General features: G+C 47.5%; 10 protein-coding genes. 3 read left to right on the top strand and 7 right to left on the bottom strand.

The window, feature by feature from the left end:
* Nucleotides 1-187: 187 nt before the first annotated feature.
* Complete coding sequence (locus tag EKN16_RS26225; RefSeq protein WP_125663810.1) at nt 188-982, top strand: flagellar motor protein; 795 nt, start codon at nt 188-190, stop codon at nt 980-982.
* Nucleotides 966-1,751, top strand: coding sequence for a flagellar motor protein MotB (locus tag EKN16_RS26220; RefSeq protein ID WP_125663808.1), 786 nt, complete (start codon nt 966-968; stop codon nt 1,749-1,751). The genes EKN16_RS26225 and EKN16_RS26220 overlap by 17 nt, the downstream gene beginning before the upstream one ends.
* A 144-nt stretch (nt 1,752-1,895) precedes the next feature.
* Here EKN16_RS26220 and EKN16_RS26215 read toward each other — a convergent pair whose 3' ends face one another.
* The 5 genes from EKN16_RS26215 to ftsE form a co-directional block, all read right to left on the bottom strand.
* A complete protein-coding gene (locus EKN16_RS26215; protein ID WP_125663806.1) occupies nt 1,896-3,197 on the bottom strand; it encodes a PDZ domain-containing protein in 1,302 nt (433 codons plus the stop codon).
* Between the two features lie 176 nt (nt 3,198-3,373).
* Entirely contained in the window at nt 3,374-4,843 is a 1,470-nt protein-coding gene (locus EKN16_RS26210; RefSeq protein ID WP_125663804.1) for a S41 family peptidase, read from the bottom strand.
* A gap of 174 nt (nt 4,844-5,017) precedes the next feature.
* Nucleotides 5,018-6,190 (bottom strand): murein hydrolase activator EnvC family protein, encoded by a 1,173-nt coding sequence (locus EKN16_RS26205; protein WP_125663803.1) that lies wholly within the window; start codon nt 6,188-6,190, stop codon nt 5,018-5,020.
* A gap of 12 nt (nt 6,191-6,202) precedes the next feature.
* Nucleotides 6,203-7,111, bottom strand: a complete 909-nt coding sequence (gene ftsX / locus EKN16_RS26200) for a permease-like cell division protein FtsX (protein WP_125663801.1) — start codon at nt 7,109-7,111, stop codon at nt 6,203-6,205.
* Nucleotides 7,101-7,787 carry a cell division ATP-binding protein FtsE gene (ftsE, locus tag EKN16_RS26195; protein ID WP_125663799.1) on the bottom strand — a complete coding sequence of 229 codons (687 nt, stop codon included), beginning with the start codon at nt 7,785-7,787 and terminating at the stop codon, nt 7,101-7,103. Before ftsE ends, ftsX begins: the two co-directional genes overlap by 11 nt.
* A 305-nt stretch (nt 7,788-8,092) precedes the next feature.
* Here ftsE and EKN16_RS26190 point away from each other — a divergent pair, with 305 nt between their 5' ends.
* Nucleotides 8,093-9,655 (top strand): VanW family protein, encoded by a 1,563-nt coding sequence (locus tag EKN16_RS26190; RefSeq protein ID WP_125663797.1) that lies wholly within the window; start codon nt 8,093-8,095, stop codon nt 9,653-9,655.
* Nucleotides 9,656-9,876: 221 nt separating this feature from the next.
* Here the strand turns inward: EKN16_RS26190 and argH are convergent, their stop codons facing one another.
* Both argH and EKN16_RS26180 read right to left on the bottom strand, forming a co-directional pair.
* Nucleotides 9,877-11,292: an argininosuccinate lyase gene (gene argH / locus EKN16_RS26185; RefSeq protein WP_125663795.1), complete on the bottom strand. Its 1,416-nt coding sequence runs from the start codon at nt 11,290-11,292 to the stop codon at nt 9,877-9,879.
* 38 nt (nt 11,293-11,330) lie between these two features.
* The gene (locus EKN16_RS26180) at nt 11,331-12,569 is read right to left on the bottom strand and encodes an argininosuccinate synthase (protein ID WP_125663793.1); all 1,239 of its coding nucleotides are present in this window, start codon (nt 12,567-12,569) and stop codon (nt 11,331-11,333) included.
* Nucleotides 12,570-12,586: the final 17 nt, after the last annotated feature.

Here is a 12,586-nt window from a genome sequence, read left to right as displayed (position 1 = left end):
AAATATTATCCATCTTAGACCACTATCGGCCAAAAGGTCGAAGTGTGGATGCATAAGAATATGTGTTCCCATTAATTATACAGATTTTGTGTGTATGATGCAATCGGAGGTTGTTGTCAGCTTGAGTAACCCGCAAGTAATTCCAAGGTTTTTGTTGATAACAAGAGACGGAGAGTGAACGGATCAGATGGACATTACAACAGTTGTAAGTATCATTGCAGGTATTCTAGCTTTATTTTTCGGTTTTATTTGGGAAGGCGGACATCCAGAAAGCCTTTTCGAAAAGACTGCCTTACTCATTGTATTCGGGGGTACCTTTGCAGCAACCGCAGTTAGTTTTCCATTATCCAAGCTAAAAATGATACCGGATGCGCTTCGCCATGCCTTTCGCAAGACAGAGCAGGACCCCTATGCGATGGTCGACCGTATTGTCGATATGGCGACAATCGCACGCAAAGAAGGTGTATTGGCGCTTGAGAATATGGCCAATGAGCTGAATGACCCCTTTTTACGAAACGGTCTGCTCATGGTCGTGGATGGTACGGATCCAGAGCTGACGCAGCAAATTCTAGAACTTGAAATTGAAGGAATAGAGAGAATGCGCGAACAGCAGGCCAAAATCTTCGAGGCCGCAGGCGGATTTGCACCAACGATGGGGATTATCGGTACAGTTATGGGGCTCATTCATGTATTAAGCAATCTGGCCGACCCTGGCTCTTTGGGTCCTTCCATTGCAGTCGCTTTTACGGCTACACTATACGGTGTCGCGAGCGCAAACTTGATTTACCTTCCAATCGCTTCCAAGATAAAGACAAGCAATCAAGAAATCGTTCATATGATGGAGCTGATGCTTGAGGGGATTCTCGCCCTTCAAGCTGGTGAAAATCCTCAACTTATTCGCAAAAAGCTAAACTCATTCATGCTGCTGGAATCAGAAAATCCGCGGGCAAAGAAGGTGGACGTCGATGCGCCGAAGGAGTAGAAAAAAACCAGCCGCTCCAGAAAGTCATGAACGCTGGCTCATTACCTATGCAGATTTGATTACGCTGCTCATGATTTTTTTCGTTATTCTCTATGCGATGAGCCGGATCGATACGCAGAAATACGAAGTGCTGGCACAGTCCCTCCAGCTTGAATTCCGCAAATCCGACACTGTTATTGAGATGGGTTCCGGTGTAACCGGTTCTTTAGATAGAGCGCAGCAGCCGAAACCTGCCGAAACCTCCGAGAAGGTGGATAAACCGGATAAAGAAAAGCTCCAAGAAGAAGCAAAAAGACAGATGGAGCAAAATCTTCAGGATTTATTGAAGGTCATCCAATCGTATATTAAGCAAAATCATTTGGAAAATAAAATTTTTGTTGCGGATACCTCAGAAGGAATCGCCATTCGATTGTCTGATCAATTTCTATTTGATCTAGGGAAGGCGAACCTGAAGGACAATGCGCTTCCCGTTCTTGGCAAGCTGGCCAGCTTATTCTCAACCCTGCATAACACGATTAGCATTGAGGGCCATACCGATAATCTGGCCATTCAGCCAGGCGGGGTATTCCAGGATAACTGGGAGCTCTCTGCAGGGCGGTCTTTATCCGTTCTTCGTTATTTTGTTGATAAAGCTAAGATCGACCCCAAGAAATTTAAAATCGCCGGATATGGAGATACACGTCCAGTCGTGCCCAACACAACGAATGCGAATAGACAAAAGAATCGCCGTGTCGAAATTACCGTATTACGCAGTTTGGATTTCAAGTAAACTGAGGACGAACATTTAAATGTAAAAACAGACGGACCATTGGTGAATGGTTCGTCTGTTTTGTATAGAAGAGTGTATTCAAAAAATGAATCGCCATCTGCTTTAATGAGGATGCCGATCCATTTTTCACTATTTCATATGATTTTAAAGCGATGTTGGGACTGAAGGTGTTTCTCTCTGCCTTGTCGTACGTCTGCGCCCGATAATATCGAGCAAGGATGCATTAGCGGATGCCGCATAATAGTCTGCCTGATCATCAGGAGCGAGGACAACGCCAAGCTGATGGTGCTCGCCTGCGTACCGCGCACGGTGGACGAATTTCACATGTCCCTCCAGATTTAACACCTCAAGCTTGCAGAAAGCTGAATTGATATGAAGGGCAGTATAGAGTTCTTCCTTCGAACGAACTCGCATACCATTTACTTTCTGAAGCACCTCTCCGACCTTGATCCCCATAGATTCCGCTGGTGTCCCTGGAATAACAGCAAGTATGCGCAATCCTCGCTCATCATGAACAAAGAAAGGACTCGTTGTTGTCTCTTTGAAGTTGCTCCATAGAATAATGGCTTCATGAAGAAGCAAAGAGCAAAGTGCTGCTAATAGTGTAAGCGGTGACCAGTAAACAGCACCAATTGCGATACTTCCCAAGCAAATACCATAAATAAGCAATGATTGCGAGGCGATACGCGCCTTTGCCTGCGGCAGCATCGTCCGCGTTAATTCCGTAAAGCCTATCATCATCGGGAAACCGATCATCGTGAATCCGTTGCTCCACATTGAGCTGTCTCCAAACCAGGTTGACCAAGGAAGCATCATATGAGCACCACTGCCTGCAGCTGCAGGAGCCAGCATAAACATTGGCACTGGCCAATAACCCTGCAGGGCATAGCCGCCTACCAGCTTACCCCTTTTTCCCTCCAGAAACAGCGGGCTTGCAAACCTCGCACCCTGCCAGCGAACTAGCAAGGCTTCCGCCAAATGCATAATCGCAACGAGAAAAAGAAGACCCGGTATATCCAGTTGACTCAGCGATGTCATCATATGGCCAAACCAGTCACTACGCTCTGCAAGCGGTGTGAAACCTATTATCCATTGCAGAATGCCTAGCAGCCCAACGCCATAAGCGAAGCATAAATATCGAACCCGCACGATAGCAAGCACGGCTGCCGTCCCCCACATCCAGAGAACGGCTTCTCCGGTCACTGTAACTCCAAGGAACAAGCCTGCACAAGATATCACTAAACCAACGACAAGACCTGCCAATATCGTCCTGCCTAGTTCCATCGGCCAAGCATGAAGCTTCACATGGAATAGCTTTCTTTCAAGACGCGTTTGCCTCATATATTGAAGCATAATAAGAAGCACTGCGATATAGTAGAACGGTGATAGAAGAAGTCCAACGACTGCAGAGCCTGCTTGCCTGAGCAATTCTAATACGATATCCAACGTTTTCACTCCTTCTAGGCTGAGAAGCAGCACGGGGTTCGTGTCCTCTTTACCAGCGATGGCGAGTAATATCCCCTCCGAAATAGATCATAAAAAAAAGAAGGCTGCACCGCGATTGCTTTCGCAGTATCAACCTTCTACCTATTCGACATCAGCCTTGCAAAATCCTGCCTGCTCTATCGAGCGACACCAAGCTTCTGCTGGAGAACAATTACCGCTTTACTAAGCTGGATATCATTCTTCTCGTCTTTTATGGTCTGGCTCAGCTTTTCCTCGATTTTAACAGCCGTCGCTTTATCCGTTTTACCGGTAATCGCTAATCCGTTATCTTTCTGAAAGGCTTTAACCTGCGATTCGGTTACAGCACTATAATAACCGTCCTTACGGTCAATCTTGTAGCCAAGACCACCTAACATGATTTGCAGACTCTTCGTATCTGCTTCAATCGTATCGCGCACAAGTGTCTTGGTCTTCGACATACGCACAACGTTGTAGAAGTCTGGCAAGAGCACCTGTACGTCTGGTTTAAGCCCTTTCTCATGGACCCAATTACCAAGCGGTGTTAACCATTTTGCAATCGTCATCTTAATCAGGCTGCCATCAGCCATCACTTTCTCATAGCTAACCTGCACGGTTCCTTTACCAAAAGAGGTGTCGCCAACAAGCAGCGCATGCGCTTCTTCCTTGAGCGCACCTGCTAGAACCTCGGATGCACTGGCGCTTCCTTTGTTCATCAGAACTGCAATCGGATAGCTTTTCCCTCCGCCCGTAGACAAGGTTTTCTCACGATGTCCGCTCTTGTCCTCGACCTGCACGATGGGTTCTCCCTTCGCTACGAAGGGCTGTGCGATCGAAACAACAACAGGCAGTACACCACCTGGATTGCCCCGTACGTCAATAATAAGCCCTTTCATCCCCTGTTTCTCAAGGCTCGCTAGCTCCTCCAAGAATCGATCTCCCGTATTCAATGAGAATTGACGAATCTCGATCACGCCGATTCCATCGCTGCGCAAATGAGCATACACCGTCTCGTAGTCAATATCATCCCGTACAATCGTGAGCTGCACAGGCTGCGACACGCCTTCGCGAGAGATCGTCAGCTTCACTTTGGAGCCCTTGGGCCCACGAATCTTGGCTACGGCGTCAGCTAGCGATATCCCATCAAGCTTCTCACCGTCAACGGATAAGAGCACATCGTTCGGGAGGATACCCGCACGTTCAGCGGGTGAGCCTTTAATAGCCGATTCAATCGTGATCTTCCCATCCTTAAGCGCTACGCCAGCGCCAATCCCAGTGAAAGAGCCCTCAATGGTCTCTGAGAAGTGCTGTGCTACTTCCTTCTCCATATAGACGGAGTAGGGATCACCAAGGGAGCTCATCATCCCTGTAATCGCACCATCAACTATTTTCGAACGATCAATCTCGCGAAAATATTTACTCTCAATCAGAGACATGACCGTGTTCAGCTTACCGAGCTCCTTCTGGCTCAGCCCTTGTGACCCGGTTGTCTCTGATGCAGCTGCTCCAGCTGGAGATCCACTGCTCCCAAGCGCTACCCATCGGTCCTCTACCGTTAGCGTCACCAGTACGGATACCGCCATTGTAAGTAACATAAAAGCCGCCACCGTACGTCCTTTGAACTGCATGTTCACACCACCTCAAACAAAATGAGCATATGACCGATCCTTACAAAACATATGCTTAACCCCTATGTAAGCGAAAACCACAACTCTCCTAGTATATGACAAGCCGCACCCAATTATTTGCATGTTGGGTGCGGCATTGTCAGTTGCGGAGAATATCATCTTATTCTGCCGCTGTTATTTTAGATAGGGTGCTGGGTTTACTGGATTCTCGTTCATACGGACTTCGAAGTGCAAATGATTCCCTGTCGAGATGCCGGTACTGCCGACTTCCGCGATTTTCTGACCACGCTTCACTGTCTGTCCCTTTTCTACTTCAATACCGCCTTCACGGATATGACCATATATGGTCCATAGACCGCCTCCATGGTTGATAATGACACAGTTACCATAGCCATTCCACCATTGTGCAACGATTACAATGCCCGATTCTGCTGCATAGATTGGCGTCCCTTTCGGTACGGCCATATCCATACCTGCATGCAGCTTCTTCTTGCCGGATACGGGATGTATGCGATAGCCAAAAGGAGAAGATAGGCGATACTCCGCGCGAAGCGGCATACCGAGCTTGCCGCCTGTATAGTAAGTTTTGATCGCTTTCTTCTTATTCTCAAGGTCAGAGAACTTCTTCGCCAGCTTAATGAGAAGCGCTTCTTGCTCGTCGCTAATCTCCTCCAGCTCTTCTGCTTTATTCTTATACTTGAGAACCATGACTTCCTTCTCGTTTTCCTTATCCTTCAGAAGGGATTGAAAGTCGCCCAGCTTGGCATACATCTGCTTCACATCGTTAAGTGACTTTTCAATCTCTTGCTTCTTCTTTACAACAAGCGCCTTGTCCTTTTTGTGATTATCTAGTATATCCTGATCTTGGCCAAGAATCGATTGGAGTGAATCGGTTCGATCAAGGAAATCACTGAAGCTCGTCGAGCTCATTAGAACATCCAAATAAGAAACAAAGCCATCGGTGTACATTAACCGAATTCGCGATTGGAGCAGTTTATCTTGTGAAACAAGTCGCTCCTCCGCAGCTTGTAGATCTTCGCCGGCTTGCTGCAAGCTCTCTTTCGTCTTATCAATCTGTCCTTGCACGTTGCTTAGCTGCGTGCCAACCTCGTTAATTTGGGCGAGAATTTCATTAACCGACTGCGCGGTTTTCTCTTTCATGGCAAGCGCATACTGTTTGTCTTTGTCCGCTTGGTTACGATTATGGGAAGCCGCGCTCATCTCTTGCTTGACCTTCTCGAGCTCTCGATTGATCTTATCCACCTGCGATGAAGCTTCTCCATTAAATGGTTGGAAAATATACCCTGCTAGTAGAATAACGACTAAGACGGCCAGTCCTTTTTTCACGTTTGCACCCACCTATACTTTTAGATACTTACGAATGGATAAGGTGCTGCCCCATATCCCAATAATCGTACCGAGTCCAAACAGAAGTAAGGAAATATAGAATCCGACTTCCTTAATCGTAATAAGCTTAATCATCATCAAGCCAAGCTGGAATTGGGAAACCTGCACAAGCTGTGAATACCCGAATAATAGCAGTGCTACCGTAATAGCTGAACCTAACATCCCAATTAGGGCACCCTCGATGAAGAACGGCCAGCGAATAAAGTTGTTGGTTGCTCCAACGAGCTTCATAATTCCAATTTCGCGGCGACGCGCGATGATTGTGATCTTAATGGTGTTCGAAATGAGGAACATCGCCGTTATGGCAAGTCCGGCTACGATGACAAGTCCGATATTACGGACAGCATTGGTAATTTTGAACAAGGATTCAACCGTGCCTTTGCCATACTTGACGCTCTTGATGGGGTTGGTGCCATCTGCTTTATTGACAGCATCGATTTTCTTAGCTGCAAAAGCGATATTCTGCGGTTCAAAGACCTCTACAGTAAAAGAATCCGGAAGCGGATTGTTCGTACCATTGTAGCCCTCGAGCAAGTCTGTTCCTATGTTCTTGCGCAGCAGATCCAAGCCTTCCGCTTTGGAGACAAAGGTTACTTTGCTCACTTCTGGAATGTTGCCGATTGCGTTCTTAAGCTGATCAATCTTGGCTTGATCTGTATTCAGTTGAAGAAAGACACGTATTTGAACTTCATTCTCAATCTGGTCAGCCAAATTATTGACATTCAGCGCCATCAGTAGGAACACACCCAGAATGAACAAAGAGATAACGATGGAGCTAATTGAAGCAAAGGTCATCCAGCCGTTTCGAACGATATTCAAGATACCCTCACGCAAATGTCTGAGAAGCGTGCTAATTTTCATAGCCGTACTCCCCTCTTGCCTCATCACGAACGATGACACCATTCTCTATCGCTATAACTCGTTTGCGAAGCGTGTTCACAATCTCTCTGTTATGAGTAGCCATTACAATTGTCGTTCCACGAAAATTAATTTCTTCGAGCAAATTCATAATTCCCCATGACGTCTCTGGATCCAGGTTCCCCGTCGGCTCATCCGCAACAATAACAGCTGGATTATTGACGATGGCGCGAGCTATGGCAATACGCTGCTGCTCACCGCCGGATAGCTGCTGGGGGAGACTGTTTTGCTTATTCTTTAGACCAACCAGCTCCAGTACCTCCATCGTCCGTTTCTTGATGATGCGGCGAGGCGCTTCAATGACTTCCATGGCAAAAGCAATATTCTCATACGCGGTCAGCTTGGGAAGCAGCCGATAATCTTGAAAAATAACGCCTATATTCCGACGAACGAAAGGGATTTTGCGAGGCTTTAGTTTACCGATATTAAAGCCGTTGACAGAGATTTGACCCTTCGTAGGAATGTCCTCACGATAGATCAGCTTCATAAAGGTTGATTTCCCCGCACCTGAGGGACCGACTAAATAGACAAATTCATTACGGTCTATAAGAACAGAAACGCCACGCAGTGCATGCGTGCCATCCGTGTACGTTTTCCAAATATCTTGCAACTCGATCACATTATCACATCCTGTAGGTAGTCAGCTTTTATGTATTCGACATGATTACGGCAAATCCTCTACGAAAGTCCCACATTCTGCATTTTTCATATTTCTAATCATCCGTACTTATTCACATTTATTCACATTTAATTAGGGACCTGAAGCGGATTCGACAAATGTTGGAATTCTACTTTGTCGATATTCAGAGTGGAACTTACGATTTTATCCAAACCAAAATGAAGGGACAAACATTCGTAGGCAGAAAATAGCATCCTAGTGCATATACATCTATCAACTTAGCAATTCGAGGTGATGGTGAATTCATGAAGAAACTGCATTTGATCATAATTATTACCGCTTCCCTTCTCCTTGTAAGCTCGGCTGGCTGGGGATTGATTTGGATTTATTCTTCACGCGATGAGATACCGAAGGGTGTTCGAATTAACGCCTCTAACAGTGACCCACTGGTCAATGGTTCCGGCACTGCTGCTGGCAAGAATGAACAGGTTCTGCACAGTAAAGCTTCCTTTGCCATTGGGGGTTTATCGATCAAAAATGCACTGCTGGAGCTTACACAACGGGAGGAAACACTGGCAAATATACCTCTGACTATAGAAGTCAATTCGCAGGCTGGGCAGCAGCATACATGGACGTTAGCTGAGCTCGGCATTCTTCTGGATACAAAAGCTGCAAAAGCCGCGATTATCCAGCTTCAAGAAGGAAGTATTTGGGATAAAATGAAGATTCGCATGAAATTTCCAGAAACGCTCCTTATAGAAATAAGATGGAACAAGCAAACCTTCCTAAGCAAAATTAAAGGACAGTGGGGCTTTCTCAATGCCAATGAACCGAGTAATGCAGCTCGTTCGATAACAGCCGATGACAAGGTAGTGTATCGTGCGCATTCGGATGCTTATCGCCTTGATGCGGAGGCCATGTTCAGCAAAGCTCAGCAAGCTGTGGAGGCTATTATCGCCAAAGACTGGGGAGCAAGTGCAGGTGGAGCCTCTGCTTCTGGAGGCATAGAAGGGCAACAGGCTGTCACCCTGCCGCTTGCGATGCGCGTCGTTCATCCAGACATCACACTGGAGCGGTTAAAAGCAGAGGGCATCGATCGGAAGATCACCTCGTTCACTACCGACTTCAGAACAAGCGGTACGGGGCGAGCCTATAATGTAAGTACGACAGCGAAGACCTTGAATGACTGGGAGCTTGCCCCCGGTGAAGTGTTTGACTACAGCAAGGTAATCTCCCTGACTAGCAGGAAATACGGCTTCCGCGAAGCACCCGTTATTCTTAATGGAGAGCTTGTGCCAGGCATCGGCGGCGGGATCTGTCAGGTTTCAAGTACGCTATATAACGCTGCTCTGCTGGCAGGCCTTAATATGGTGGAGCGGCGTAATCATTCCCTTCCCGTTTCCTATTTGCCCAAAGGACAGGATGCTACCTTCGCGGAAGGAGCAATTAATTTCCGCTTCAAGAATACGACTGGCCACTATCTTCTCATTCGAACCGTCGTCCAAGATCGCCAGCTGACCGTGAAATTATTCGGCACGATGTCCTCCTCTGTTAGCTACAAGATTGATTCAACAACAGTTACAACCATTGAGCCTCCGATAAAGGAAGTAGCGAATGCTGTCGTACAACCAGGAGGTAGACTGCTGCTGACTGCTGGTAAACCGGGCTTCGTTGTGGAAACCTATCGGACTAAGCTGGAGAATGGAAAAGAAGTATCACGAGAGCGTATTTCGCGAGATACCTATAAGCCACAGCCTGTCATCTACGGGGTGTCTGTAGAGGATAAAGGGCTAAAAAATAATGCTGGGGCAGGGAAGAATGATAGCAACAGCGGCAAAAAGCTGCTTGAGGATGGAGTCGCGGAGTGAGCTGCTGAAGTTGAAATAGGAGTAAGCTTCTTCTAAACAGCATCCATTAATAAAAGACTGCTACCAAAGGAAGCTGGACTTGTGCTCGCTGTCCTTGTTAGCGGACAATCTGAAAAGCAGACAATCTAAATAACGGACAATCTGAAAAGACTGTCTCGATTCAACGGTGAGGTTGAATAAGAGACAGCCTTTTTGATGCTGCTGATGGGATATTTTGTTCCTTATCTGCTGCGCTCGATGTATTCCTTCGTCCAAAGGGCTGTTTTCTCGAGCTCAAGCTCGGCGCGTCCGATGGCATCCGTAACTTGTGAAGTCGCCGTACCGCCGTAAACATTACGGGCGTTCACGACATTTTCTGGCTGCAGCACGTCATAGATTCGATCATCAAACAGGGTAGAAAACTGCTTGAACTCTTCCAGGGTCAGATCAAGCAAATATTTGCCCTGCTGGATACAGTAAAGTACCGTTTTGCCGATGACCTCATGCGCTTGACGGAAAGGTAAGCCCTTGCCAACGAGGAAATCTGCGATATCCGTCGCATTCGAGAAGTCCTGATTCACCGCTTGACGCATCCGGTCTTTGTGGACCTTCATCGTCTTGATCATTGGAGCGAACAGTTGAAGCGCGCCTTGCAGCGTACGAACCGTATCGAACATGCCTTCTTTGTCTTCCTGCATGTCCTTGTTGTAGGCCAGCGGCAATGATTTCAAGACGGTCAACAGACCTACTAGATTGCCGTATACACGGCCAGTCTTACCGCGGACAAGCTCAGGCACGTCCGGGTTCTTCTTCTGCGGCATAATGCTGCTCCCTGTACAGAAGGCATCATCAAGCTCAATGAAGTGAAACTCGGTACTTGACCACATGATCAGCTCCTCGCTAATCCGCGACAAGTGCATCATAATAATCGACGCATGAGAGAGAAATTCCAGAATAAAATCACGATCGCTTACCGCATCCAGACTGTTCTCATACACGCGGTCAAATTTTAGCTGGCTTGCCACGAAATGGCGGTCGATCGGAAATGTCGTTCCTGCAAGCGCACCTGCACCAAGCGGCAGCATATTGATCCGCTTGTAGCTGTCCTGAAGCCGTTCAATATCACGGCCGAACATCGAGACATACGCCATCATATGATGGGCGAATAGAATGGGCTGCGCACGCTGCAAATGCGTATAGCCTGGTAAAATCGTATCCAGGTTGGCTTTGGCCTGCTCGATTAATGCGGACTGCAGCTTATGCAGCATATCCACGAACTCAACCACCCGTTTACGCAGCCACAGATGCATATCCGTCGCCACTTGATCGTTCCGACTCCGTCCAGTGTGAAGCTTGCCTCCAACTGGACCTACATCATCGATCAGCGTTTTCTCAATGTTCATATGGATATCTTCATCAGATATCGAGAATTCGATATCATTGCGGTTAATCCGCTGCAGGACACGGTGAAGACCATCCTTGATCTTCTCCACGTCATCCAGCGGCAGAATACCTTGTTTGCCAAGCATCGTTACATGCGCGATACTGCCCTGTATATCTTCTTCGGCCAGCTCTTTATCAAATAAAATGGAAGCTGTATATTCCTCTACCAATTGGTCGGTTTTCTTTGTAAACCGGCCGCCCCACAATTTGCTCACTTCTGGTACACTCCTTTATTTCGCTGCTCGCACGAATACTATTGCTTCTTGCTTTGCTCCACCCCGGAGGATACTTTAAGGCGCAATGCGTTAAGACGGATAAAACCAGTTGCATCCCCTTGATCATACGCTTTGGAAGGATCAGCTTCCATTGTCGCGATGTCTGGGTTATATAGGCTCACTGGGCTCTTAACACCAGCGCCGATTACATTACCTTTGTACAGCTTCAAGCGAACAACGCCGCTGACGTTCTTCTGACTCTCGGACACGAGTGCTTGCAGAGCAAGACGCTCTGGCGCAAACCAGAAGCCGTTGTAGACAAGTGTTGCGTATTTGGCAATAAGGGAATCACGCAGGTGCATCACTTCGCGATCCATTGTGAGTGACTCCATCTTACGATGCGCGGAGAATAGGATCGTACCGCCTGGTGTCTCGTAGACACCGCGGCTCTTCATGCCGACAAAACGGTTCTCAACCATATCAACGCGGCCGATTCCATGCTTGCCGCCAAGCTCGTTGAGTTTCTCCATAACTGCAAGTGGGCTAAGCTTCTGGCCATTGATGGCTACGCAGTTACCCGCTTCGAAGGTAAGCTCAACATATTCGGATTGATCTGGTGCATCCTCAGGCGCCACACTCAGAACAAACATGCCTTTGTTCTCGTCAGAGCTTGGATCAAACCATGGATCTTCCAGTACGCCGCTCTCAAAGCTGATATGCAGCAGGTTACGGTCCATCGAATATGGCTTCGCAGCCGAGGCTTGCACTGGAATGTTATGCTTCTCTGCATAAGCAATCATCTCCGCACGACCAGGGAATTGGTCACGGAACTCTTCACTTCGCCATGGCGCAATCACTTGAATGTCGGGAGCAAGCGCTGCTGCCGTCAGCTCGAAACGCACTTGGTCGTTTCCTTTGCCAGTTGCGCCATGAGCGATAGCCGTTGCGCCTTCTGCGCGAGCAATATCAACCATACGCTTCGCGATTAGCGGGCGAGCAATCGAAGTTCCGAGCAGGTACTGCCCTTCGTACAAAGCACCCGATTGGAACATCGGGTAGATGAAATCTTGAGCAAATTCATCGCGCAGATCGTCGATGTATACTTTCGATGCGCCGGTTGCGAGAGCCTTAGCCTCAAGCCCGTCCAGCTCGTCCTTTTGACCGATATCAGCAGTAAATGCGATGATTTCAGCATCATAGGTTTCTTTCAACCATTTCAAAATAACGGATGTATCCAGACCGCCCGAATAGGCGAGTACGATTTTTTCCTTAGCCATGTTCTTGTTTAACGCTC

Source organism: Paenibacillus baekrokdamisoli (genome assembly GCF_003945345.1).
Lineage (GTDB): Bacteria > Bacillota > Bacilli > Paenibacillales > Paenibacillaceae > Paenibacillus_Z > Paenibacillus_Z baekrokdamisoli.
Note: the sequence above shows the minus strand (reverse complement) of the source record. Positions and strands in the feature narration are given on the sequence as shown.